The 26,895-nt window shown below is 53.8% G+C and carries 16 protein-coding genes and 1 tRNA gene; 8 read left to right on the plus strand and 9 right to left on the minus strand.

Translation table 11 applies throughout. The annotated features are described in order from the left end of the window. Positions 1-9: 9 nt before the first annotated feature. Complete coding sequence (locus HY011_11800; protein ID MBI3423613.1) at positions 10-4,056, minus strand: prolyl oligopeptidase family serine peptidase; 4,047 nt, start codon at positions 4,054-4,056, stop codon at positions 10-12. Between the two features lie 164 nt (positions 4,057-4,220). Between HY011_11800 and HY011_11805 the strand changes: the two genes are divergently transcribed. Beyond that, positions 4,221-4,976, plus strand: coding sequence for a Uma2 family endonuclease (locus tag HY011_11805; GenBank protein MBI3423614.1), 756 nt, complete (start codon positions 4,221-4,223; stop codon positions 4,974-4,976). A gap of 163 nt (positions 4,977-5,139) precedes the next feature. Next, positions 5,140-6,309, plus strand: coding sequence for a TonB family protein (locus HY011_11810; GenBank protein MBI3423615.1), 1,170 nt, complete (start codon positions 5,140-5,142; stop codon positions 6,307-6,309). 260 nt (positions 6,310-6,569) lie between these two features. Here the strand turns inward: HY011_11810 and HY011_11815 are convergent. The 7 genes from HY011_11815 to HY011_11845 all read right to left on the minus strand — a co-directional run bounded on the left by HY011_11815 (position 6,570) and on the right by HY011_11845 (position 12,837). After that, positions 6,570-6,654, minus strand: a tRNA-Leu gene (locus tag HY011_11815). A gap of 264 nt (positions 6,655-6,918) precedes the next feature. Beyond that, the gene (gene wecB / locus HY011_11820; protein ID MBI3423616.1) at positions 6,919-8,040 is read right to left on the minus strand and encodes a UDP-N-acetylglucosamine 2-epimerase (non-hydrolyzing); all 1,122 of its coding nucleotides are present in this window, start codon (positions 8,038-8,040) and stop codon (positions 6,919-6,921) included. After that, positions 8,040-8,678, minus strand: a complete 639-nt coding sequence (locus tag HY011_11825; protein ID MBI3423617.1) for a class I SAM-dependent methyltransferase — start codon at positions 8,676-8,678, stop codon at positions 8,040-8,042. Before HY011_11825 ends, wecB begins: the two co-directional genes overlap by 1 nt. Positions 8,679-8,705: 27 nt before the next feature. Further along, positions 8,706-9,689 carry a methyltransferase domain-containing protein gene (locus HY011_11830; GenBank protein MBI3423618.1) on the minus strand — a complete coding sequence of 328 codons (984 nt, stop codon included), beginning with the start codon at positions 9,687-9,689 and terminating at the stop codon, positions 8,706-8,708. A gap of 211 nt (positions 9,690-9,900) precedes the next feature. Then, positions 9,901-11,541: an ATP-binding cassette domain-containing protein gene (locus HY011_11835; protein ID MBI3423619.1), complete on the minus strand. Its 1,641-nt coding sequence runs from the start codon at positions 11,539-11,541 to the stop codon at positions 9,901-9,903. Beyond that, positions 11,519-12,394, minus strand: a complete 876-nt coding sequence (locus HY011_11840) for an ABC transporter permease (protein ID MBI3423620.1) — start codon at positions 12,392-12,394, stop codon at positions 11,519-11,521. The genes HY011_11835 and HY011_11840 overlap by 23 nt, the downstream gene beginning before the upstream one ends. Before the next feature lie 131 nt (positions 12,395-12,525). Beyond that, positions 12,526-12,837 carry a hypothetical protein gene (locus HY011_11845; protein ID MBI3423621.1) on the minus strand — a complete coding sequence of 104 codons (312 nt, stop codon included), beginning with the start codon at positions 12,835-12,837 and terminating at the stop codon, positions 12,526-12,528. Between the two features lie 368 nt (positions 12,838-13,205). Here HY011_11845 and HY011_11850 point away from each other — a divergent pair, with 368 nt between their 5' ends. The 6 genes from HY011_11850 to HY011_11875 all read left to right on the plus strand — a co-directional run bounded on the left by HY011_11850 (position 13,206) and on the right by HY011_11875 (position 25,341). Next, entirely contained in the window at positions 13,206-15,212 is a 2,007-nt protein-coding gene (locus HY011_11850) for a glycosyltransferase (protein ID MBI3423622.1), read from the plus strand. An 878-nt stretch (positions 15,213-16,090) separates the two neighbouring features. After that, positions 16,091-18,388 carry a glycosyltransferase gene (locus HY011_11855; protein ID MBI3423623.1) on the plus strand — a complete coding sequence of 766 codons (2,298 nt, stop codon included), beginning with the start codon at positions 16,091-16,093 and terminating at the stop codon, positions 18,386-18,388. Between the two features lie 179 nt (positions 18,389-18,567). Next, positions 18,568-20,598: an acyltransferase gene (locus HY011_11860; protein MBI3423624.1), complete on the plus strand. Its 2,031-nt coding sequence runs from the start codon at positions 18,568-18,570 to the stop codon at positions 20,596-20,598. A gap of 68 nt (positions 20,599-20,666) precedes the next feature. After that, positions 20,667-22,007: a glycosyltransferase family 4 protein gene (locus HY011_11865; GenBank protein MBI3423625.1), complete on the plus strand. Its 1,341-nt coding sequence runs from the start codon at positions 20,667-20,669 to the stop codon at positions 22,005-22,007. 79 nt (positions 22,008-22,086) lie between these two features. Continuing rightward, on the plus strand, positions 22,087-22,827 hold the full coding sequence (locus tag HY011_11870) for a methyltransferase domain-containing protein (GenBank protein MBI3423626.1): 741 nt from the start codon (positions 22,087-22,089) through the stop codon (positions 22,825-22,827). A 57-nt stretch (positions 22,828-22,884) separates the two neighbouring features. Next, positions 22,885-25,341, plus strand: a complete 2,457-nt coding sequence (locus HY011_11875) for a methyltransferase domain-containing protein (protein MBI3423627.1) — start codon at positions 22,885-22,887, stop codon at positions 25,339-25,341. Positions 25,342-25,384: 43 nt separating this feature from the next. On the opposite strand, the gene HY011_11880 is transcribed toward HY011_11875, so the two are convergent. Then, the gene (locus HY011_11880; GenBank protein MBI3423628.1) at positions 25,385-26,782 is read right to left on the minus strand and encodes a hypothetical protein; all 1,398 of its coding nucleotides are present in this window, start codon (positions 26,780-26,782) and stop codon (positions 25,385-25,387) included. Positions 26,783-26,895 lie beyond the last annotated feature (113 nt).

The raw sequence follows: 26,895 nt of genomic DNA on the forward strand, positions 1-26,895 counted from the left end.
CTTGCTACCTTATTCGCCGTTGGTCGTTTTGCGCAACGCCCGCCCGGCGAGCGCGCCCGTATACTTGCCGTCTTCCACCGCCAGCTTCCCATTCACCACGACAAACTTCATCCCGACGGCCAGCTTCTCCGGTTGTTCATACGTCGCCGTTTCCGCGACCGCCTTTTCATCGAACACGACCACGTCGGCGAAATAGCCCGTGCGTAATGCGCCGCGCGCTTTTACGCCAAAGGTCTCGGCGACTTGGGCGCTGCTGGCTTGAATGAAGCGGGGTAGCGAGATGACGCCGCGTTTGAGGACGTAATCGTTGAGCTTGCGCGGATAGGTGCCGTATTTGCGTGGATGGCCGCCCGAACCGTCCGAGCCGGTCATCACCCATGGTTGTTTCATAAAGGCTTCGATGTCCTGTTCGTTCATGTTGAAAGAAGCGACGGATGCGCCGCCCGTTTTGATGATGTCAATGGCGGCTTCGACGGGCGACTTGCCGGCGGCTTTGGCAATCTCGTCGAGCCGTTTGCCGGTGAGCGCGCGATTGCGGCCCGACGTGATGAGCAGGGAATTCGCGCCACCGCGCCGCCGCATGTTTTCTTCCATTTCTTTGACGAGGCGCGGGCGAATGGCGGGATCGTCGAGGCGTTTGAGCATTTCGGCATTGCCGCCCGCTTCGGCCCAGCGCGGGACGAGCGAGTCGGTGAGCGAAGTGCCTGATGCGGTGTAGGGATATTGATTGGCCGTGATGTTGATGCCTGCGGCGCGGGCCTTTTCGATCAGGGCGATGGCGTCTTTGCTCTGGCCCCAGACATCAACGCCGAGGGCTTTGATGTGCGAAATGTGGACAGGCAATTTGGCTTCGCGGCCAATGCGGATGACCTCTTCGATGGAGCCGAGCAGGCCGATGTTGTAGCTGCTCTCGTCGCGCATGTGCGAATCATAAATACCACCGCGTGCGGCGACGACTTTGGCGAGTTCGATGACCTCTTCCGTTTTGGCGAAGCTGCCGGGCGCGTAATACAGCCCCGTGGACATGCCGAAGGCGCCGTCGTCCATCGCCTGTTTGACCAAGGCTCGCATCTTTTCGAGTTGTTCGGCGGTGGGCGCAATGTCAGCCGCGCCCAGCACCGCGCCACGCACGCTGCCGTGGCCGACGAGTTGGATAGCGTTGGTGCCGATGCCTTGCGCGTTGAGTTGATCGAGTTTTTTGCCGATGGGCAGCGGCGAACGGCCATCGCTGCCGATGACGACGGTGGTTACGCCTTGCAGCAGGTAATTGAGATTGGCCTTGCGCTGCGCGTTCGACAGATCTTCGTCGGCGTGTGTGTGCGGGTCAATGAAGCCGGGTGCAATGACGAGGCCGGTGGCGTCAATGGTACGCGTGGCTTTGAGATTGGCTTGGCTGGCGTCGCCGATGAACGTGATGCGGTCGCCGGTGATGCCAAGGTCGGCGCGGGTCTCATTCGCGCCGGAGCCGTCGAGCAGACGGCCGTTGCGGATGAGCAGGTCAACGCGGGTGGGTTGCGTGGGTTGTTGCTGAAGCGCCGCGCGATTGGGTTTGGGAGCGATAGTTTTGGTTCGTGTGGATTTTTCGATCTTCAGAAAGCCCCAACGGGGCGCAATTGGATAACCCAGGGCAATGCCCTGGGTTCTTGTATGGTGGAAACTGGCAGCCCTGAAAGGGCGCAATATGCTCAGTTGGTTCGCAGACCAAGCCGCATTATTTCGCCCTTTCAGGGCTTCGCTCGTTATGTTGCGCTTACCCAGGGCGTTGCCCTGGGCTTTCGTATGTCGCCCCGTTGGGGCTTTTAGACGATGCGCCGATTTCACCTTCGCTAAATTGAAAGGCGACCTGGTTTGGTTTGGTTGAGCGGGCGCAAGATGGTTGCCTGGGTTGCCGATTGAACTTGTCTGACGCGGCTTCGCGTTCTTCAACTTGCGTTCGAGGAAATCAAAGGCTGCGTTGAAGGCGGCGACCCAAGTCCGATGCAGCAGAAAATCGTGCACTTCATCGGGGAAGACCAACTGCTCGAATTCGACTTTCTGTTCGCGCAAGCGCCGCGCGAGTTCGGTCGTTTGGTTAAAGGCGACGTTGCGGTCGTCGTCGCCGTGAATCAACAAGACCGGCGCGCGCCATTTCTCGACCGCATACATCGGCGATGAGTCACGCGCGATCTTTACGGCGTCGCGGTCGCTGGCCTCGCCGCCGGTGATGCGCGAGGCCCAATCGTGGACGCCGTGGATGTCTACGCCAGCGGCAAACAGATCGGAGTTGCGTGCCAGGCCGAGCGCCGTCAGGAAGCCGCCATAACTGCCGCCCCACAGGCCGATGCGATTGACGTCAATGTCCGCGCGTCCACGCAAATACTGCGCGCCCGCGACGATGTCTTGGTATTCAGACGCCCCGCGTCCGCCACGTTTGGCTGCCTCACGAAAGGCGCGTCCGTAGCCGATGCCCCCACGATAGTTGACCGACAGCACCGCATAACCCCGGCTCGCCAGGAACTGATTAAACGCATAGGTGTTGTGGTAGTAATACATCGAATGCCAGCCCAACAGCATCTGCCGCATCGGGCCGCCGTGCGAGAAGATGACAGCGGGCAGCTTTTCGCCGGGCTTGGCGTCTTTGGGTAAGAAGAGTTGGCCGTGAATGTCGAGGCCGTCGGCGGCTTTGAATGTAACTACTTCAGGTGAAATTAGCTGTAGATAAAAACGGGGATTGGGAAGCTCAGTTATGGCACCAGTATCTTTCAACTCTTCAACCGAAGGGGTTTTGGGTCTAAAGATTGCGCGAGGCGTTTGCAAATCAGCAATCTTTACCCGGGCAGGGAGTTGGGCGTTCGAATCGAAATACGCGAGTTTGGAACTCTTGCCAATGGGTATTGGGTTCCACTGAATCCCTGTCATAACCATTTGCTCAAGATCATCACCGTTCACACCTATACGCCATAAACGTCTTCCATCAATGTGTTGATAGTTTGATGAGAAAACAATTGTCTGTTTATCCGGTATCAGCGCGATTTGTTCAACCTCGCATTGGCCCAGCGTCAGCAATTTCGCTTCGCCACCGTTGGCTGAGACGGCATACAAATGCATCCACCCATCCATCTCCGACCGAAACACAATCTGTTCATCCGCCGCCCACTGAATCACATCGCTGCCCGCCCAGCGCGGCAACGAATCGTCTAGTTTGTTGCCGCTGCGCCAAATTTCTTTGGCTTTCAATGTCGCCACGTCTGCCACCCAAATCGCCCAAGGATCAGGTTGCTCTTCGCCTTGCGTGCGCCGTGCGGTGCCGCGCGTGGGTTGGCGCACAAAGGCGAGGCGTTTGCCATCCGGCGACCAGCGCGGATAGCTGTCACGGTCAAGCGTGGGCGCGAGATAGCGCAACTGCTCCTTTGCCAAGTCGTAAATGCCGATGAAGCTGTGATCGTTGCGATTGCTGACGAAGGCCAGTTGCTTGCCATCGGGCGACCATTGCGCCGAACCCAGATTGCCGCGTGCGCTAAACAGCGGTTCGGCCTTTTTCGGATCAGCGCCAATCGTGTTGAGCCAGAGCTTGCCGTTGCGGCTGTATACGACTTTGTTATCGGCTTCAACCGCAGGCGAAACGACCGGATCATTGCCGAGCGCAACGGGCACGATATTGCCCTTGTCAACATTGACGGCATAGATCGCTTGCAAGGTGCCGCCGGGATCGCTGGTCGGATTGGGGATTTCGCCAGCCTGGTTCTCTTCGCCACCGCGCACAAAGACGATCCACTTTCCATCATGCGTGAAGGCGGGCGTGAGCAATTCCTGCCCGTCATCGTCGTTGAATTGCGTCAACTGGCGCGCTTTGAAATCCGGCCCGTCAGCAACCCAGATGTTGCGCTTGCCTTCGATGTTGAAGACCCAGGCGATGCGTTCACCTGTTGGCGCGGCGATCAAGTCGGAAGCGAAGGGCGCACTCAGCACTTGTTCGACCGTGAAGCCAGGCGATTGGGCCGAAGCTGCACGCTGTTGTGTTATGCCAAACAAAGCGGGCACCGCGAACAAGGCGATGAGCAGATGAGTCTTGCGCATACGGGAATCCTCTCTTGAAAACCGGGTCTTGATAAAGCGAGTGTTGTTGGTAACTGTGCGGGCACGATAATACAAGCCCCGCGTGCGAGACAACGGCGTTGGCAAGGGTACCGGGCAGGCTTATAATTCGCGGCGTCTTCAACCTTGTTTATGGAGTAACAACAATGGCATTGGCAAAATCAGTTCTCGAACGGATGCAGACTGCCGCCAACGAACATCAGCAGTCCGTGGTGTTGCGCGAAGTCATTCCCTCGCTGGAAAACGGCGACCGGCTGACGCGCGTGGAATTTGAACGCCGTTATCGCGCGATGCCGCCGCACATACGCGCTGAACTCATTGAAGGAGAGGTTCATATGTCTTCCCCAGTCAGACACAAACACCACGGTGGGCCGCACTTTCGCTTGGGCGGCTGGATTGTGAATTACGTTGAAGCAACGGCAGGCACGGATGGCAGTGATAACGAGACCGTGCGGCTTGATTTGGATAACGAGCCGCAGCCTGATGTCGTGCTGTTTTTGTTGCCCGAAGTTGGCGGACAAATGCGGCTTAGTGCGGACGGTTATCTGGAGGGCGCGCCGGAACTCGCCATCGAAGTCGCCGCCAGCACGGTCTCGATTGATCTGCACGCCAAGTTGCGTGCTTACCGCCGCAACGGCGTGCGCGAATATCTGGTCTGGCGGGTTGAAGACGCGGTGTTGGATTGGTTTCGTCTGGAAGAAGGCGAGTATGTGCCAATGCGGGCCGATGCGCGTGGCATTTTGCACAGCCAATGTTTCCCCGGTTTGTGGCTTGATACGCGGGCCGTTATCAAGGGCGATTTGAAAAAGTTGCTGGCGACCTTGCGACATGGCTTGGCAAGTAAGGAACACGCCGCCTTCGTTAAACAATTAAAAGCGCGGCGGCGCGGCAAGGCCAAATAGCGCCAAGCCCCAAGCCATAAAATTTCTTCCGCCCTCTTTGCAAGAATCTTCTAAGCCTGCCGTTCAAAGGGGCGTCAACAGTGCTCACGGTGAACTCTTCCAACTCCTAACCGGCGGCGCCGCGAACAAACAATCAAACGAAATTCACAGAGGAGTCACAGCGATGAAAGTCTGTCCCAAATGTCAGGCCAGCTTTGCGGAGGGGTTCGTCTATTGCCCAAACGATGCCGAGTTGCTCAGGCGTTATGATTTGCGGGCACGCTTGCGCCTGGAAAGCGCGCCCGCGTGCAATTTCTTATTAACCACCGATTCGCTGCCACAACGCTTGCGCGAGGGAATGCAAGGCGCGTGGCTTGAGTTGCGCCGTGACCCGCGCGGGTTTTGTGCGGCATTGTTTTATGGCGAAGACAATCCGCAGCGGCGCAAACAGCTTTTGCAACGCGGCGCGGCAGTGGCGGTGATCACTTATAGCCTGCTCGTCACGATGTTCGCTTTGCTTGGTTTGAGCGCTTCGACCATGACGGCGCAGTTGGTCGAAGCGCGGCAAATCCCTGCATCAAACACCGCGCTTGTCCGCTTGATTTTGCCGGTGGCGGCAAAGCGCGAATTCACCAAAGGCCGTGAGGGGCATCTGGGCGGCAGTGCGTCACAACCGTTGCGCGCGCACGGTGGCGGCGGTGGCGGTGAACCGGAGGCCGCGTCGGCTAGCCCCGGCAATCCGCCGCGTGCTGAATTGCTGCCGCAACAACGCTTGCCTGATCCTGAACCGCCCAAGATTCCGCAGCCGGCGCTCATTCAAGTCCCCACGATTGTGGCCGATCCGCTGGTGGTGAAATTTACCAGCGGGCCAACCGGTGTGCCCAACGCTCCGCCCGCGCCGCCGGGCAAAGGCGCGGGTCTGCACGGTGGTTTGGGCGGTGGCGATGGCACAGGAGTTGGGCCGGGCAGAGGGCCCGGCTTTGGGCCCGGCGAAAACGGGAATGCCGGGACGGGCAGCTTTGCCATTGGCGGTCATCCTTCCACTGGCGATGGTAATCAATCGAATGCGCCGCGCCTGGCCACTGCGCGTATGCGTCCGACCATTCTCTATCGCGAGAAAGCCCGCTATTCCGAAGAAGCGCGCCAGCAACATGCACAAGGGGCAGTCGTGCTGATGGCGACCTTTACCGCGAATGGGCAAATCACCGACATTCGCGTCGTGCGCGGCCAACCTTTTGGCTTAACCGAAGAGGCCATCCAAGCGGCCAAACGGATTCGCTTTCAACCCGCCGTGGAAAACGGCGTGCCGGTGACGGTGCGCGCGCAATTGGAATACAACTTCGCGCTTTATTGACCGCCGCCTTTTCAAGTCACAGCGTCTTCAGCCAGTGGGGTAACCATAGCCAGCGCGTGCAACCATAGAAAGACGGAGACACAGAGCGAGTTGGACAGTTGGTTCGGGCTTCCTCTTGCTATCGCATAAGCCTTTCGACGCGTCATACTTCGGCTTGTGCCATTGCGAGAGCAAGCTGACCGGCTGCCTCTGTGTCTCCGTGTTTTTATGGTTGTGATTGAAAAGGGTAGTGGTGATTGAGACCTTTGAGGTTTGATCAATGCCGAGGGCGGGAATCGAACCCGCACGCCCCGCAGGGGCTCAGGATTTTAAGTCCTGTGCGTCTACCAGTTCCGCCACCCCGGCAATGAACGACGACGAGTGTACGCATGGCCCGTTAAAGTTGCAAGCTGCGGTTTTCACGCGGGTGTACTTCAAAGTTTTGCATAAAGGTAGCATTCAAGGGGCAACAGATGGTTGATGCCGGAGTAGCGCAACCCGCCGAGGTTGCGCCACGTCGCAAGTGTAGCCAGCGCCGAAATTTCGACGTAGCGCAACCTCGGCGGGTTGCGCTACCAGCGCTCAGCGTTTTCTTTCCGCGCCTGCGCAAAACTTTGACGGACACCCTTTTCACGCGGCGCTTGCTGCCGCGCGCAGGCTGGCGACAATCCGCGCGCTCGCCTGGCCGTCGCCATAAGGGTTGACTGCGCGCGCCATCCGTTCGTAAGCATCGGGTTCCGTCAACAGGCGCGTCGTCTCGTTCACAATGCGTTCGATGTCAGTGCCAACCAGTTTGACTGTCCCTGCTTCAACTCCTTCAGGCCGTTCGGTGGCGTCGCGCAAAACCAAAACAGGCTTGCCTAAGCCCGGCGCTTCTTCTTGTAATCCGCCAGAATCGGTCAGCACGAGATGTGAGCGTTTGAGCAATTGCACCAGGGGCAAGTAATCAAGCGGTGGTAACAAGGTGATATTCGCCACGCCGCGCAAATGCGTGTTGACGGCGCGTTGCACATTGGGATTCAAGTGCACGGGATAGACCAATTGCACAGCCGGGAAACGCGCGGCGATTTGCAGCAGCGCCGTGCAGATGTTTTCGAGCGGTTGACCGAAATTTTCGCGGCGGTGGGCGGTCACCAGAATCAGGCGTTTGTCCGGCGGCACTTGCGCCAATTCGTCTGCTTGCCAATCGTAAGGACGCGCGGCGACATCCAGCAACGCATCAATCACCGTGTTGCCGGTAACCACGACACTGGTGGAAGGAACGCCTTCGCGCAGCAGATGGGCACGTGATTGTTCAGTGGGCGCGAAATGCAGATCGGCCAGCGCATCGGCAAAGATGCGATTGATCTCTTCGGGGAAGGGTTGGGTTTTGTCGCCTGTGCGCAAGCCGGCCTCGACGTGGGCGACTTTGATGCGGCGGTAAAACGCCGCCATCGCCGCCGCCATCGCCGTGGTCGTATCGCCCTGGACGAGCACCCAATCCGGCTGTTCTTTGACCAGCACGGCGTCCACCTGCGTCAGGATATTCGCGGTGAGTTGCGCCAGCGTTTGTTCGCGCTGCATCAGGTCGAGATCGTAATCCGGTTGCAAGGCGAACAGGGTCAGCACCTGATCGAGCATTTGGCGGTGTTGCGCGGTAACACAAACAACACTGGTGAACTCGCTAGGGTGTTGTTGCAGCGCCTGCACGACCGGCGCCATTTTGATGGCTTCGGGGCGCGTGCCGAAGATGGATAGGATTTTAAGCGGCATTAGCGTACCCGTTTGAGAAAGCCTTTCGGATTCCAAGTGAGCAGAAAGTTCTCCCGCTCCCGCTCGATCACGAAATCGGTTGTTTCCCGTATGAATGTTTCGATGGCTTCGTAGGGGCCGGGGTTTGGGCCTTCGTCCAAACCGTGGTGGCAGATGCTGTCTTCAACGATGAAATAGCCGCCGGGTTTGATTAGGCGCTGGTAGGCGCGCAACACCTGCAACGTGTTGTCATAGGTGTGTGAACTGTCTTCAATCACTAAAACGTTTGCGTGCGGGGGGAAGAGGCGCTCGACCTGTTCCAGCAGCACACAAGCGTCGCCTTCCAAGAGGGTGATACGTGCGTGTTGGCGGACGATGTCAGGGATGCGGCTGTGAATAATGTCCAGGCCGATGACCTGTCCATGATTTAGCTGATCGCACACGTGCGCCAGTGCCAGTGTGCTGCCGCCATAATAATTGCCAATTTCGATAATGACATCGGGGCGCAATTCACAGAGCAACTCTTGATAGACCCAGAAATCGAGCGGGTTCTTGAAGGTTTGAACGCCGAAATAATAGGTGTGATGGAGAATGCGCTGTTGCATCAACGCGAGTGCTTCTTTCACTGAAAGATTTAGTGATTCTTCTAAAACGGCCATTAACTTTTTTCCTGCTTTCTGTGTGGGTTAGCGGCTCGGCCAAACGGCACGGCGTAACCGCCAAAGCAATTGCATGAACTGCCACGCGCGGCTCTTCGTGATTTGTTGCAACTGTTCTTCTTGCGCACGGAGTTGCGTTTGCAACTGTTCGGCCAATTGCTCCAGGGTGCCGGTGTATTGAGTCAATTGCTTGATAGGCACTTCAGCTTCGCGGGTCGCGCGTTGATGGTACTCTTGCGCGGTCAGTTGCAATAGATCGGTTTGCTGATCCAGATACAGTGAAACCGCAGTCAACGCGATGGGTAAGGGCTGCTCCGAACAAAGAGCGATGTAGTAAAGCGGCTCGGGCAGGCTCGGTACTTGTGCGCTGACGCCAGGTTCCGCAGGGCTAAACACGGGCAGGTTGGCTGCGGGTTCATTTCCCAGCGGATAGACAAGTGAGCCGACCGTGACTTTCTGACCGAAAATCTTCACGTGCGTAAAATGCTTCCGCAACAAGGCGCATAGCTCAGAGAAATACAGCTCTTTGATATGGTAAGGGCTGGTATAGTTCAGCTTGTCCGTGAAAATTGCTTTGTTGGGGGACGAGAGGATCAGCATTCCATCTGGTTTGAGGACGCGCTTGACCTCGCGCATCATTTCCTCGTGTTTGTCATGATGCTCAATCGTCTCAAACGAAGTCACGACATCCACCGCCGCTGCTGGCAGCGGGAGGCTTTCGCACGAGCCAGCAAGAAAGCTCAGATTGCTTAACGCCTGATAGGCTTGCTCGGCGTGCGCAATGCTTTCCGGCGCGATGTCTACGCCCACGACGGTCTTGGCCTGACGGGCCAGCAAGGCCGAGCCGTAGCCCTCGCCTGACGCGATGTCGAGCACTTGTTTGCCCGTGACAAATGGCAAAGACAGCGCGTAGCGGTGCCAATGCTCGAGTTTTATCTGCGCAAAAATCAGCGCCGAGTTAAGGTTCGGTTGATCCGGATTGGGAACGTAACGTTCACCTGTGAATTCCACTGACTCAAACCTCCTGCAATTGATTCGCCTACTAAAACATCCGCCCAAGACCTTGACTGAATCCCGGTTCCTGACCCCTGATTCCTGACAAATTGAAAATCAGCCGGTATTTTCGGTTTATCAGGAACCAGGAATCAGGAATCAGGATTCAGCGTAACCGCTCAAGTGTCTCTGCTGGCGACTTTGCAAAAGCCCTGGGTTGGCAGTGCTCTCAAAGATAGCCCGCGATCACCACGCGTTGGCCCGCCGTGAATTGTTCGTGCGCCGCTGGCGCTGGTGGAATTACTTCTATCGAGGTAAAGCCCAGTTTTCCCATCACGTGCCGTAGCGCTTTAAGCCCAGGCACCAGCGCCCACGAAGTTAAACTGCCGTAAAAACTGTCTACGTCGTCTGTACGGTCAATCAGCGCGAACGAACCGCTCAACGGCATGAATGCATGCGCCGCGCCCCAATTCATGCGGCCTTCAACTTCGGGCGCCAACTGTGTTTCGATAATCACTGCCTTGGTGGCAAGCGACTTGGCCACGCGTAACGCGCCCAAGGGGTTTTCAAGCTGATAGAGCATGCCGAACAGTAACACGACATCAAACTGCCCTATGTCCGACGGTTTCAGTTCCAATAGATCAGCCTGGCGGAATTCCAAATTTTCCAGCTCATAAATTTGCCGCATCAGGTTCGCGTCCCGGATATTACTACTGCGCGCATCCACGCCGGTTACGTGCTGACAGCCGAGTTGCGCCAATTTTACGGAAAAATAGCCCTGATTGCAGCCCAGGTCCAAACAGCGCAGCTTTTCCCATTGCCCCGCGCAGAGAGGCTCAAGCGCGTCCAGCAGCAAGTTCCAACGGGTGTCGTGCAGCGCTTGCGCTTCGGGCGGCAGCAGGCAGATCGTTGGCTCGCCGCAGGGCAGTTCAAACTGGTAGAGCCACTGCTTCTGCAACGCCGTCTTTTCCAGTTGCGTCATGGGTTTCAGCGGCGGCTGTGGCGCCGCTTTGATAGACTGCGCCCGCATACTGCTTTTGCGCGGCGGCGCAGGGGACGTGTTCTGAATACCTTGTTGTTCGCTACTCTTGTTGTGGTAGGCCTCGACCACTTCATGCACTTCGCCCAGCAAACCAATCTGGCCGTGATCCAGCCAGACCGCCCGGTCGCAGATTTTTTTGATTACTGCGGAGGCATGTGTCACCAGCAAAATCGTAGTTCCACCCTTCCTATACTCCGTCATCCGCGCCGCACATTTTTCCTGAAAGCGTTCATCTCCGACGGAAAGGACTTCGTCAACAATCAGGATGTCAGGCCGCGTGGCGGTGGCGACCGCAAACCCCAGCCGGACAGCCATACCGGTTGAATAGGTTCTGAGTGGGGCATCAATAAAATCCCATAGCTCGGCGAAATCAACGATGCTGTCAAACAACTCTTTCATCTCAGCATGTTTATAGCCGAGCAAAGTGCCGTTGAGAAAAACATTTTCGCGTCCGCTCAATTCAGGATGGAAACCCGCTCCCAATTCAAGCAGCGGCGCCACGCGCCCCTTCACCCAGACCCTGCCGCCAGTCGGTTTCATCACGCGTGAGATCACCTTCAGCAGCGTGCTTTTACCGGCTCCATTGTTTCCGATAACCCCAAAAACTTCGCCCTGGTTGATGTCGAGGCTGACGTTGCGCAAGGCCTTGAACTGGTTTTGCTGCACGCGTCGTTGCAGCAACCGGATGGCGTACTCTTTGAAAGTGGTGATGCGCTCGCTGGGCGCGCGATATTCAACCGAGACGTTTTCCAGGCGGATGATCGGTTGCGCCTGGTGCTCGATAGTTCCAGCCGCAACGCGAAGTTCAGATTCGGTAAGCAAGCTCATCCGCCTTTCTGGAAAAATACCACCAGCCAAAAGCGAGCGTAACAAACGCCGCCAGCGTGGCTGCCGCCACTGTCTTTGGCCCCGCCAGCCAGCCAATAAAGAGCGGGGCGCGAAAGATTTCGATTAGGTGAAACATCGGATTCAAATTGAAAAGCCAGCGCAAGCGGCCTGGGATGATCTCTTTCGGGTAAATGACGGGGGTCAAATACATCCAAGCCAGTAACAGGATTTGATACATCTCAACCACATCCGCAAAGTACGCCGCCAGCCGCGAGAGAATTAACGCCACGCCGAGGGAAAACATCGCCGTCAGTATAATTGGGATAGGCAGAATCAAAATCGTAGGGCGCACGGGCACGCCGGTAATCACCATAATCACGAACAGTGGCAGCAACGATAACAGAAGGTTCACCAGTCCCGTGCCCAACGCGCTGGCCGCGAAAATGGCGCGGGGAATATAGATGCGATTGAGCAAGCCGCCACCCCAGATCAGTTCACTCATTGCGCCAGTAGTTGTTTGGGCAAAAAAATTCCACAACGATAAGCCAGCCAGCGCATATACCGCATAGTTTTTCGTCGAAAAGCGAAACACCTCTGAAAAGACGAAGGTCAGGACGAGCATCATCAATAATGGATTGAGCATCGTCCAGAGAATCCCCAAGACCGAGCGTTTGTAGCGTGTCTTGATATTGCGCGCGATCAACTGGGTCAATAAATCCCGGTAGCGCACGAGTTCCTTGAACTCGTCAATGAGTGGCAGGCTTCTCCGCGCCGAATCATAAACCGGCATCTCCGCATGGTTTCGCGCTAACGCGGGCGCGCTTGAAGTGGCCGGATTGTGCTGCACAGACATCACACTTCTCCTCAGACTCAGGCTAACGTCGGTAATCTTAGCGGGTTATTGGGGCGACACGGGAGTTCGCTAGTCGGGGACTGCCAAAATGGAATTGGGGTGACAAATTGGCGAGTGCTGCGCTAGACCGTTCAAAAACGAGCGGGTGTTATAGGGCACACCACCAATTCTGTCAAACGCCGACCGCCGTGCAATTTGTCTTCTTTCAAAACCAAACCAGGCAGAACCAAACCAGGGTTGAAAGCAGCTTCAAAAGTCTTTTTGCCTTTTGGATTGTAGCTCAGTATATTCGCGCCGTTTAAGAACAGTTGCGTCCGATTATTCAAACGCGCTGTTGACCTTTTCAGGCAGTGCCCGCAAAGAGTACCCCGTAGCGTTCCATCCGGTGCCTTGAAATCATCTGGTAGAGACAGACTGGCTGATGCTTTTCGTGCCGCTTGCATGCTGGCCAGCCTAGGCCCGGATGAGTGCCCCCAGTTCCCAAGTTTAGCCAGACGTGTTGCGGCTGGGGTAGCTATTTATGAGAAATTCTAACTCGCAATTTTCAGCACAGGTTGCCGCACTAACTATATTCTGGCGACGCGTCCAAGGGGCGGCCCATCAACATCGCGGAAAGCCTTATGCGGCTTTCCGCGAAATCGTTCGGCTCATCATGCCATACGCTTGGCGGCGGCGCGCAGTGCACTTTGTGCGCAGCCGCGGCGGATTGTTCACACTGCGCGATTGGCTCCAATCGTTAGGGACTGATTCCCAGGTGACGCCAGTCTCGTCACCGCTACAATCCGGCGATTTTTATCATGGGATTACGCTTTTGCCGCATCTGCCGCCCAGGGAGGTTAAAGCCATTCTCAAACAGCCAGTAATTGAAATCACTCCCCCCGGCCCGGACATTATCTGTTTTTCGATCATTGATTGGTCGTTCCGCTTTCAGCGACCGCAGCAGTTGATGGCGCAGTTTGCCGCGCGCGGACAGCGGGTCTTTTATCTCAGCGTATCGCACTTTCGCAGTCTGCATGCCCGCCCTAAATACTCGGTGCAGCCGATTTCGCATGGCGGCGCAGGGCAGCGCTTGGAGAACCTTTACGAGGTCACGCTGGCGACGCGCTATCCACTGGATCTATTCAATAATGTGATCTCGGCCAAGGAAGCGGGCGACTTGCTGGCCAGTCTTGATGAATTACGGCAGGCGTACAACATCAATGAAGCGATTGGCTACGTGATGATTCCCTCGTGGACACGCGTGGCTTGCGCCGCGCAAGAGCAGTGGGGTTGGCGTGTTATTTATGACTGCATGGATGAGTGGGAAAACTTTCCCCGCGTTAAGGCTGACGCGCTCGCCCTTGAAAAAGACTTGGTTCAATCCTGCGACCTGTTGGTCGTGACGGCGCAGCGGCTTTACGAAAAATGGCAGCCCTACCAGCGCCCGATGACATTGGCACGCAATGCGGCTGATTACGATTTTTACGGCTTACGCTGTCAACCCAATGAATTATTGCCAGACATCACGCATCCGGTGATTGGTTACTTTGGAGCGCTGGCAGACTGGTTTGACGTTGAATTGCTCGCCGCCGTCGCCCGTTTGCGCCCCCATTACACGTTTGTATTATTGGGGGGCGTTTTTGATGTGAACGTTGCACCCCTGCAGGCTCTGCCGAATATAAAGCTGCTCGGGCAACAGCCCTACGAAACGATGCCGCAGTACCTTTATCATTTCGATGCGTGCATCATCCCGTTCAAATTGAACCCGATTACCGAAGCCACCGATCCGGTGAAGCTTTATGAATACTTAAGCGGCGGCAAGCCGGTAGTTTCGGTCAGATTACCGGAATTGGAACCTTACGCTGATTATGTCTATCTGGCGGACGGCGCGGCAGAATTCGCCGCGCAACTGGATGCCGCGCTGACTGAAGATTCGCCGCAAAAAGCGGAGCAACGCCGCGCGCTGGCTCGGCAGCATACTTGGCGACAACGCACCGAAATGATCTCTGCCGCGTTATCTTCGATTGTGCCGCGCGCCAGCATCGTCGTTGTTACTTATAACAATCTGGCCTTGACCAAACTTTGTCTTGAAAGCGTGTTGCATAACACGGCATACGCCAACTTTGAAGTCATTGTGGTGGATAACCATTCCACCGATGGCACGCCTGCTTACTTACGTGAACTGGCGGCTCGCCAAAGCAAGCTGAAAATAATCCTCAACGCGGTGAATGCCGGTTTTGCAAAAGCCAATAACCAGGGGATCGCACAGGCCGCTGGCGAATATCTTGTGTTACTTAACAATGACACGGTGGTTCCGCCGGGCTGGCTGACCCGGTTACTTCGGCACCTGGCTGATGCGGAAGTCGGGCTGGTTGGGCCGCTGACCAATTTTGTCGGCAACGAAGCGAAGCTGGAGGTGCCCTATGCCACCTGGTTTGAGATGGAAGAATTCGCGCGCCAGCACACCTGGGCTCACAAAACATTGCATGCGGATATTCAGGTGTTAGCCATGTTTTGTGTGGCGTTTCGGCGCGCGGTGTTTGAACAGATTGGCCCGCTGGATGAACGCTTTGGCGTCGGCATGTTTGAGGATGACGATTATTCGGTGCGGGTGCGCCAGGCGGGCTTGCGCGTAGCTTGTGCGGGCGATGTCTTTGTGCACCATTTTGGTCAAGCGGCGTTTGGCAAACTGATCGAAAGCGGCGCTTACAACGCCATCTTTGATGAAAACCGGCGCTATTACGAAAGCAAGTGGAATGTTGTCTGGCAACCGCACCGCCACGCCGAATTGAACTTTGAACCCCATCATTATCCGGCCCTGAAACCAAAGCCTATTTGAGCCTAATCGGATGTTCATGGCTTGCCTTGTGGCAGGTTCGTAGTAGTCGCGTAACGAGACAGAAAATGAGTTTGGCCTTCAATCCCTTAAATCATCCGGAAGTTTTTATCGAACCTGCGAGCACACGCTGTACAGCGGCGGAGTGCGAGCACTTAGCTTTCATTGTCTGTGCCATTAGTTTGCTGAACCCCAAACTGATCGTCGAATGGGGAACCGGGAATGGCAACATGTACTCGGCAATTTGCCAAACAGTTAAGGCCCAAGGATTGGAGGCTGTTTGCTATGCCATCGCTTTCAATCAAGGTGTGGAAGACGCGGCTGTCATTGCCGAATTGCGGCAGTATCATCAGGAACACTACGGAGCTTATTCGCGCATTCTTGAATTCGTTGAGCGCGAGGAAATTTCTGACGGCGAGAGGCAAGCCGGTGATGTGCCCAAACCGGACGGGTTGCTGGCAGGGTTGGCACAATTTGCTGATGGCTCAATAGATTTGCTATGCCTCAATAGCCTGCCTGCGGGCGTCTCTGCTGCACAAGTTTTGAGCGCTTGGCGAACCAAGCTCAGCCCGCGCGCTGTCGTGTTGATGCAGGGACAACCGGCGCTGGATCGGCCTGAATTCCCGCACTTCGAGTTTACGCATGGCAATGGTTTGGCAGTTTGGGCCGTGGGCGAAACGCTTCCGCTTGAGTTTCAAGCGTTTTTAGCGACGGCCAATTCCGAACCTGAAAAATTGCGTGGCTTCTTTGAACAGTTAGGCCGGGCCTTGGCGGTGCGTTGTGAATTGCCGCAATTGCTGCGTGTGCAGCAGGCAGAGAACAAACGGTTACAGACAGCGCTTGCCGGCCAGGAGCAGACGCTCGAGGTTTTGCAGGGACAATTGGCGGCGCAGGCGATTGAGCTTGAACACGTCACCAACTCGCTGCTGTGGCGATTAAAAAACCGTTTGCTGCCGATTTATATGCAGTTGCCCTATCGGTTGCGGGTTGCCATTGCAAAAGGTGTACGAGGGCTGTTGGCCCTTGGGAAATTGCGCTCAAAACATGCCATACCACTGGCCCGCCTGGATAATCCGGCGTCACCCGCAACGCCCGCAGTGGTCGGCAATACGGCTAACGTTCGGCGCGCCAATTTGCCAATTAACGTTGAGAGGTGTGAGCAGCTTGTGCAGGCGTTGCTGGCCGAACTCGGCACTCTGAAAGACAAGTCGGCGCCGCCCAAAATTGATGTGATCGTCCCCGTCTATCGTGGCGTTGAAGAAACCCTGGACTGTTTGGCTAGTGTGCTGCGGAGTCGCCCGGCAGTGGGTTACGAGTTAATCGTGATTGACGACGCCGGGCCTGAACCGGAATTGAGAAAATATCTGGCCGCGTTAGCCGCGCAAGGGTTGCTCACGTTATTGCACAATGCTGAGAATTTGGGCTTCGTGAAGACGGTCAATCGCGGCATGAGACTGCACCCCGAACGTGATGTGGTGTTGCTCAACTCTGATACCCAAGTGACAGGCGACTGGCTTGACCGGCTAACGCGGGCAGCCGTGTCCGCACCGGAGATCGGCACGGTGACGCCGCTTTCGAATAACGCCACGATTTGCAGCTACCCCGCAGCCTTTGAAGTGAACGAGTTACCGGTGGATGCTAATCTCGCCAAACTTGATCAGCTTTGTGCCCAAATAAATCCAGGCAAAGTTGTGGAGGTTCCGACAGCAGTTGGTTTTTGCATGTACATTCGCCGCGCCTGCCTGAATCAGGTCGGCTACTTCGATGAACAAAACTTTGGCCGAGGTTATGGCGAAGAAAATGATTTCTGTATGCGTGCACTGGCGCATGGCTGGCGGCATGTTTTAACCACCGATACTTTCGTTTACCACGCAGGCAATATCTCATTTGGCGCCGAGCATTCACCCGCCAAGCAAAAGGCTGCAGCGATACTCAACAAGTTGCACCCAACCTATTCACGCCGCGTGCAGCAGCATGTGGCTGACAACCCAGCCAAACCGGCGCGCCGCCGCCTGGATTTGGCGCGTCTCTCAAACGTCGGCGCTGGCCCCACCGTGCTTTTCATCAACCACAATATGGGCGGCGGCGTCGCGCGTCATGTGCGCGATTTGGTAACAGCCTTGGCGCGAGACGGTATGCGTTCGGTCATTTTGCAAGCCCTCGGATTAAACCAAGTGCAGTTGCTTCATCCTGACATTGGCCCGTTGCCAAATTTGGTTTTTGATGTACATAGCGAGTTTAACGATTTATTGGGAGCGCTGAGGGCCTTAAACATCAGTCACGCCCACATTCACCACACCGTTGGCTTGCCCAAGGAAGCCTTGCTCGCGGTGCGAACCTTGCGGGTGCCGTATGACTGGACGATCCATGATTACTACTCGATTTGTCCGCGTCTTAATTTACTGGACGGGGCGGGTCGTTATTGCGGCGAACCTGACGCCCCGGTCTGCGATCAATGCATCAGAAAAAACGGAGCGTTCGTGGGAGCGTTTTCTACGCCGGAGCTAAGCATAACGCCGTGGCGTGAAGCCCACGCTGAGTGGCTGGCTGGCGCGCGCAAAGTCTTTGTGCCGCACCACAGCGTGGGGGCGCGCCTAAAGCCGTATTTTCCGCTGGTTGATTTTGAAGAGCGCCGCCATATAGAAAGCTACCCACAGGCCAAATCACTAGCTTTACCGCGCTTAGAGGGCGAACCATTGCGCGTGGCCGTGCTAGGTGTTCTCGTTCCACATAAGGGATCGGAACTCGTGTTGGCTTGCGCTAAAGACGCCGCCGCGCGCCGCTTGCCGCTGTCCTTTCATCTGATTGGCCAGGTGCATCATCCGGAGCGTTTCGCCGCTCTCGGCAACGTGACGATGACAGGCGAATACAAAGAGGAAGAAGTTTTTGCGGTGCTGGAAACACAACGCTGCCATTGTGCGTTTTTCGCCTCAATCATTCCTGAGACCTATTCGTTCACGCTCTCGATTGCCCTGGCTGCGCGGTTGTTTCCCGTGGCTTTTGATCTGGGCGCCATTGGCGCACGCATTCGTGAAAGCGGTTGGGGGCATCTGTTTCCTTTAGCCGCCACAGCGGCTGAAATTAACGATTATCTAGCCGCGCTCTCACCCGAACCACCGGCAATGAGCCAGTATGGAGAACCGCAATTGACAGCGTCATTGATTGGCGGAATTGGTTAGCGGTAAACGATTGGGCCTTGCCAAAATCATCTGTTGATTTTAGGTTCTTCGCCGTGATGGCTTTCAAGCTTAATCAAGCCGCTTCGGAAAATTAAACTCGATGGCTAAGCGCGCAATTGCACCATCGCCCTTAACGCGCCCGTCGCTGATCAACTAAATCAACGCATAACATTGAAGCTATGACTACCGCTCATCCCCAGCCCGAACACAATTTTCACACTGCCTATCGCCCCGATATTGATGGCCTGCGCGCACTGGCTATTCTGCCGGTGGTGGCTTATCACACCGCTTCGCATTGGGCACCTGGCGGCTTTGTGGGGGTGGATATTTTCTTTGTTATTTCAGGTTATCTTATTTCTTCCATCATCTTCCGAAGCCTCGCCAAGGGGGATTTTAGCTTCTCCGAATTCTATACGCGCCGGGTCAGACGCATCTTTCCGGCACTGTTACTTGTTCTGGCTTCATGCTATGTGTTGGGCTGGTTTGCGTTGTTACCCGATGAATACAAACAGCTAGGCAAGCATATTGCAGCCGGTGCGGGGTTTGCGCAGAACTTCGTACTCTGGCAGGAAGTTGGATATTTTGATGTCGCTTCGGGACTCAAACCCTTGCTACATTTGTGGTCGCTGGCAATTGAAGAACAGTTTTACCTTATCTTTCCGCTGTTAGTCTGGGCGGCTTGGCGCGGCGGCTTAAATGTGTTGACGGGAGTTATCCTGATTGGCTTGGTTTCTTTCAGGTTGAGCAGAGCGGGCATACATACCGATGCCATCAAAGCCTTTTACGCGCCGCATTATCGTTGGTGGGAACTGATGGTGGGCGCAACGCTTGCCTATGTTCAGGGTTTTCAGTGCTGGCCGTCTTGGCTGACGCGCTGGCTGCACGTTGTCGCATTTAACCGGGTGCTGTTCAAAACCCCGCCAGCCGAAGAAAATCGTGGCATGTGGCTTGCTAATGTGCTCTCATTTTTCGGACTTGCGCTGATCTTCGCTTCTATTTTCGGATTGGATCGCAGCATGCCTTATCCCGGCGCGCGGGCTTTGGCTCCGGTGCTGGGGGCGTGTTTCATTATCCTTGCGGGGCCAGCGGCTTGGGTGAATCGCCAAATCCTGTCCAGGAAAATAATGGTGTGGGTGGGGTTAATTAGTTACCCGCTCTACCTGTGGCACTGGCCGCTGTTGTCTCTCGCGCGGATTGTTGAGTCAGAAACGCCTTCGCTCCGCATCCAGCTCACTGCTGTGGGCATCAGCTTTTTGCTGGCGTATCTCACTTGGCGCTTGATTGAAAAACCTATCCGTGTTAGCAACCCAAATTGGCGCAAGACGGTTACGTTGTGCGTGTTGATGTTATTGGTGGGGTGTGTCGGTTATAGCTGTTATCAAAAAAATGGCTTGGCCTTCCGCATGACTGCGTTTGAGCAACAAAACAAGGCCTTTACTTACGATAGCACGGGAATGGGAAATCCGCCGGATCCGAAAGTAATGCTGCTGGGAGACTCTCATGCGCAACACTATGTTCCGGGCTTAAATAACGAACCGGTCATTTTTAGATATGGGGGGATTCCGTTTCGCGATGTTGATCACTATGACTTGCGCATAAAAGTTGGGACAACCAAAAATGCAGTAAACCGTGCGCTGGATGAGTTAGAGAAAAGCAGTTCCTTAAAAACGGTCATTCTAGCAAGTATGGGTACCGTATATTTGAGTGGCAAGATATTCGGTGATTTCGATAGCGCAAGAGTAACCGGTCTCGGGGTTACTTTAGCCAGCAGACCAGACATCCAGGATCGCTGGGAGGTTTACGGGCTAGGGATGAGAAATACGCTAAATGAATTGATTGCGAATAACAAAAATATCATTTTTGTTATAGACAATCCCGAACTGCCATTCAATCCTAAATCCTGCGTAGACTCTCGCCCTATTCGCTTAACTAGGCGAATACTCAAGCCCTGTGCTTTTCCCTATAAAGATTACGAAGAGCGAAATAACAGGTATCGCGCCCTGGTCGCAGAAGTTTTGAAAGACTATCCGCAAGTCAAAGTTTTTGACGCTGCAAAATACCTGTGTGACAACGCGCTGTGCTGGGCAATGAAAGATGGCAAAATGCTTTACCGTGACCCCGATCACCTCTCAATAGACGGATCAAAATATCTTGCTCAATTTTTGACTCCGCTCATCCACGAAACTTTGACGGAGACACCAGCCCAATAGATTGGTGGTAACATCTGACGCAATAATAATAACAGCGCCGGGTAACAGCTAGACGATCAGGCAATGGCATGACTGAATTTTTCGCCAACTGGAAGTTAAAAAGGACTGCAAAGCGGCGGCTGGGCGCTTATCTGGACTTGACCCCGCGACTGAGTCTCAAAGAAAAAATCAGGTTGCAACTTTGGCAAAACCCCAGACTCTATCGCTTGTTACGTTCTTCGGTTGTTACGCTTCAAAAGTTGCTCCAATTGACGGCGGGAAGGCCAGCTAACCAAGACCTTCTTTTAGTCGAGCATACGCCCCCAGCGGTTATTGTTGAGCGCGCGCCCGAATGTGAGCCTCCGGCTGTCGCTATATTTTCTGGTACTGTTGGCGCCGCTCGCCGCTATCGTTGTGAGAATCGGGTTGACGAATTGCGGCTCGCGGGGATAACTGCCAGCGTCTTTGAATGTGACACTGAAGGGTTTACCCAAGCCCGCCAGTCAGAGGTGGTTGTCTTTCACCGCGTCCCCTGGAGCCAGGACGTGGCACAGTTGATCAGTGCTATTCACCAGCGGGGCGGCAAATGTCTCTTCGATCTTGATGACCTACTATTCAAGCCAGAGCATATTCGCTGGTTGCGGTTTAGTGGGAAGCATAACCGCGCCCTTGAAGACGAACACCGTCAGTTGACGGCCAGGTATTTTGCTACATTGGAGCAATGCGATGCTGTACTGGCCTCTACCCAGCCGCTGGCAAATCTCATTGCCAGCGACACTGGAAAATTAACGCACGTCCTCCGCAATGCGCTTTCTGTTACTACAGTGAACGTCAGCAATGAGTTGATGAATGGATTGCCTGTGCCAACAGAGCAGGCAATTCTGATAGGGTATTTAAGCGGTACGCCCACTCACGATTATGATTTGCAGGCCGCGATTCCTGGTTTGGTGCAATTGCTTAAGGAGAACGCACAAACGTTCTTGGTGCTAGGGGGATTCTTCGACATCCGCGTCTTTCCAACCGAGTTACGCAAGCGTATTTTCGGCGCTCCTTTTCAGGATTGGCGTTTGTTGCCCGGTCTAATTAAACGGCTTGACCTGATTATTGCGCCATTGGAGTCCGCAAACATCTTTACTGCTTGTAAGAGCGAGGTGAAATACATTGAAGCTGGTATTGTCGGGGTTCCGACAATTGCCACGGCAACAGAGGCCTTTCAGACAGCGATTGTTGATGGGCAGAATGGCTGGTTGGTTCATCCTACATCTTCACAGGACTGGTATGGGAAACTCGCGCTGGCTTGTACGGATCACGGTCAGCGACTAGCGTTGGGGCGAGCTGCTCGCCAAGATTGTTTAACGCGCTATACAGCGGAGGCTCGTGCTACTCAAATAAAACAGATTTTGGAGCATATTATGGGAAACATTGCCTGAGCTTAGCATATGAATATCCCGGGTTCTTATAATCAGATCGGTAAGAATAGCTGCTTATCTTATAGAGGGGTTCAATATTATGAATCTGTTCGGGCGGTTTAGTAAGGCAACCAACAAGCAGTCAATTGAGAGTCCGCGAGAGCAATATGCTCGAAAGTACATTAATGGTTGGGGCATTGAGATCGGTGCGCTTAATCAGCCTTTGGTTAACCCTAACAAAGCACGCATCTCATATGTGGACAATCGTAACTATATCGGCTTATGCGAAATATATCCGGAAATTGATGCTAAACAGATTATCCCGCCGGACATTATCTGTTCGGGCGACAGGCTGGAAGCCATAGCGGATAAATCATTTGACTTTGTAATAGCCAATCATGTGCTTGAGCACTTAGTTGACCCTCTCGGCGCTCTTCAACACTGGGCACGTGTCTTAAAGCCGGAAGGGGTTTTATATTGCTCTGTGCCTGACCACGAAAATATGCTGGATAGGGGAAGGTCGCTAACGACTTTGAACCATTTGATTGAAGATCATGAGAACAGAGACCCGGCTAGAGACATCGTTCATTATTTCGAGTGCGCTTATTATTGGGGCAAAGCTAAAAACGTTGCTGAATGCATGTCTTATGTAAATAAATACTGTGTGGAGCAACGCTACCCTATCCATTTTCACACTTTTGATAAAGCTCTTCTTGAGGTATTTTTTGATTACTACATGCGGTGTGAGAGTAATTTGAAGCTTGTTGAAGACATCGCGGAAAATACTATTAACGGCACCAAAGAGTATATATGCGTATTAAAGAAAATATTACTCAGATGAATGCTAGATCAGCATTGCTGCATTTCTCGTTGGGCTTTATTGGTTAGGGGCATGTTGATGGAATTTACCGGCGAACGGTACCAGCCCGCATTGAGCGGGCAGATTAAATACGAACACTGGCATCGTTACGCGCTTTCTGCACAGTTCGTAACGGGTAAAACCGTGCTGGACATTGCCTCGGGAGAGGGGTACGGCGCGGCTTTGCTGGCCGCTCGCGCTCAGTTTGTGTATGGGGTTGATATTGACTTACAGGTTGTTGAGCACGCCAATCAACGATATGGCAATAATTCCAAGCTGCGCTACTTAGTTGGCTCCTGTGAGGCGATCCCTTTACCAGACCATTCAGTTGATGTTGTTACTTCTTTTGAAACTATTGAGCATCACGATAAGCATGAAGAAATGATGCAAGAGATCAAGAGGGTGCTTAAGCCAGAGGGCATTTTGATCCTCTCTTCGCCGAATAAACTGACTTACTCTGATTTACCGGGCTACCAAAATCCTTATCACGTAAAAGAGCTTTATCACGAAGAATTTATCAATTTGATAACGCGTTACTTTCAGTATTTTCGGGTTTACGGTCAAAGATTCGCTGTTGGTTCGTTTGTCTACGGCCTGCAAGAGGTAGACTCGACTAGCCTGGACACTTATACATTAAACGATGAGCAGCTTACGCAAAAGATTCCATGCTTAGATAACCCACTTTATTTTATCGCAATCTGCGCAGACGAACCCCTACCGCTCCAACCTTCCTTAGACTCGATCTATATTGATAACACCGATGATTTATTAAAGCTGCAAACGGATGACCGTTTGGCAATGGAGCAAAAACTTCATGAGGAATTGAGCCTGTATCACGAAACAGTGTTACGGCAAAATCAACACATCGCTGAGCAAGAAAGACTGGTAGACTCGCTGATGCAGCAAATTACTGAAGTTAATGACAGTCAGGCTTGGCAACTAATGCAATTACTTTGGCGCTGGCGGTTACGTCTCGCCCCGCCGCAAAGTATACGTGATCGGATTCTTCACTTCTTGCTCAATTCGCTGCGGCCTCGAAAAAAAATGCAAACTGAGCCGTCATTGCAACAGGATGTGGATGAAATCTTGGCTCAAGTGGAAACGGAAATTCCTCGCAACCTGGTTACAGGAAAGGGCACTGAGTTATATTTGAGCGGCTGGTGTTTCCATCTGAAACACCAGCTTAGCAAACTTGAGATATTGATCAACGAAACAGCCTACCCTGCTACCGTCTTTGGTGCAGCTCGCGCCGATGTCAAAGAACATTATTACCCCAAGTTGGACATGCAGGGGTATAGTTATAACAGCGGATTTTGGGCCACCATCCCCATTTCCGAGCCGCCCCAACCCGAAACCGTCGAGCTTAGCCTGCAAGTTACCTTAAGTAATGGAGCCAAGTTGAAGAAAAAGATTACCGACATTACTGTTTCTCCAAGCGGCCCTGCCGATCCTCAAAAGCCGTCGCTGGGTAGAAACGCGGCAGGTCTCACTCCCCCCATAGTTATCTGTATGGCCACCCATAATCCCCCGCTCGCTCTTTTCTGTCGGCAGATAAAATCTATTATTGATCAAAGCTACCACAATTGGGTTTGCATTATTAGCGATGATGCTTCGAGGCCGGAAGTAATTGTGGAAATGCAAAAAATTATTGCCCAAGATTCGAGATTTATTTTCTCCCCAGCGCCAAACCGGTTTGGCTTTTATCTGAACTTCGAAAGATGTTTGTCATTAGTGCCTGAGCAAGCTGAGTTAGTGGCGCTCTGTGATCAGGATGATTATTGGTACCCGGACAAATTACAAACACTGATTGCTCATTTTGATAGTGAGACGCTGCTTGTTTACAGCGATATGAGAATCGTAAGTGAACAGGGTGAGATTCTTGCCGATAGTTACTGGATGGTACGACAAAATAACTCAACTGACCTATGGGCGTTATTGTTAGCCAATACGGTACCTGGCGCGGCCTCGATGTTCCGTAAAGAGTTGCTTGATTACCTTCTGCCTTTTCCACCGAAGCTGGGTGATCTCTTTCATGACCACTGGATTGGTGTGATGGCGTTGGCGTTGGGAAAGATCAGGTCTATTGCGCGGCCTTTGTATGATTATACGCGTCATTCTGGGAACGTAAGCGGGTATGGTGAGCAGTTACGGAAGCCTCCCTTGGTTATGCTACATGATATTTTTCGGCAACTTATGAGTCCAGAGGGGCGCGCAGGCGCTAGGAATATTTATTACGACCATGTATTGAGAACAGGGCTAATGGCGCGCCTGCTGAGCAAGCGCGCAGGCCCGAAGTTAACCAAAGAAAAACAAAAAACACTTGAAGTGCTCGGGTCTCTGGATAATTCCGCCGCTACATTATTTTGGCTTGCAGTGAGAGGCTTACAGGATTGGCGCCGTATAGGAGTTACTAATGGGGCGGAGTTCCGCCTCATTCAGGGAGTGATGTGGCGATACTATCTGGAACTTATCTCACGCTTTGAATGGCAACGCTGATGCCGGAGGGCCGAAGCACGCCAAAGGCGGTAAGCGATCCCGTTTATTCAAGTTGGCGACGGTTCAGATAACTGTTGAGTTGTTTGGCAAAAATTGGTACTGGTAGGATCAAGGTGACGACAACTGTCCACCAGTACATCCTGAAATCGCAGGTGGGGGCAATAAAGAAATAAGAAAGGGCGTAGAGCAACGCGCTACTGCCCAGCGCAAAAACAGTGGATGCGTGCTCTCTGAATTTTGGCAAAGCGGCTACGGCCAACAGCGCCAGTAACAGCACCAGATAAAACCAACCGCGGAAGAGCAAGCTGTCTTGAATTCGTTCCAACCGCCAAGCCAACGCGCGGTTTAACCGGGAAGGGCGCACGGATAAGCCCAACTGGTTTGGATCAATGCCTTTTTGGAAGGGCAAGCAAACTGAGCTTTGGCCAATGCTGTATAGAGTTTTGAAGACGGCCACCCGGTGAAGTAAGTAGTCTTGCAGATGACTTCCAATTACGCTCAACCAAGTTTTTTCCAACTGGGCGACATCCGTGCCCTGATTGGTGATAACCAAGTGCCGTGGCGCCGCATTACAACAAAACAGGGGGACTACCTCTCTGGGTGAATAGATGGTTTTTAGCTCTTCAATGCTCACTCCTTGGCGTGCGTAGGGCGGTATATACATTTGCTCCTCCGCAATTGAGACGGCGGCCAAATCGTGTAAGAGGAGGGTTTGAAAGACATACGTTTTCCGCCCCTGGATCAGAGCCAGGCTAACAGCTTGAGACAGTATCACCAGCATCACCAAAATCAGCGTCCCAAACAGCGTTGCCGCAATGACAGGTTTTTGCCTCCTCCACCAAGATTGGCTTTGCCACAGGCGGCAGCGGCTTTGCCACTGGCCGCAAGCGATGCCGCCCGCCCAGATGGCTAAAGGGAATACAGCGAATATCCCATTGTGTCTTACCGAGAGACCGTAGAAGAGCGCCAAAAGCGCAGTTGCCCAATACCCCTTGCGCCCTGTTTGGTGGGCGCTATAAAGCAGCCCGCTGGCCAGCATCAATGAGGCCGCCAAGCCCACGTCCTTCCAGATTGTACCGAGCAGTGCGAGCACTGGCGGGAAAAAGCCGATGCTGAATACCAACAACATTGCCAGCAGTTTGCGATTGATTAAGCGAGAAATGAAGAGGGCCAATCCGGACCAAAATAATAGGTTGTGAAATAACAGCATGCTTGCCGGGCCAGGCGCCACGCGATCCAGGAAATGCCAAATAAAACTCATCAGCGGCGGATGCCAGTCATTAAGTATCCCGCTTCTGGCTTGGTTAAGCTGTTCGATTGAGTCGAAGGAAAGATAGCCGGGGTAAAAACTGAAGGTGATGAATAAAACACCGGTGGTGATCGTCAAGAACAGCCAAAGCCGTCCGGTCAAATTGTCGCCTGGGGCAGAAATGCTCGGCATAATCGTTGAATGATAGCGAATTGTGTTAGGAAGCGGTTTTTCAGGAAACGCCGATGATCTGATCGAACTTGATCGGAAAACAGCAAATAACTCTAACCGCGACGATCAAAACA

The sequence above is a fragment of the Acidobacteriota bacterium genome (assembly GCA_016196035.1).
Classification (GTDB): Bacteria; Acidobacteriota; Blastocatellia; order RBC074; family RBC074; genus JACPYM01.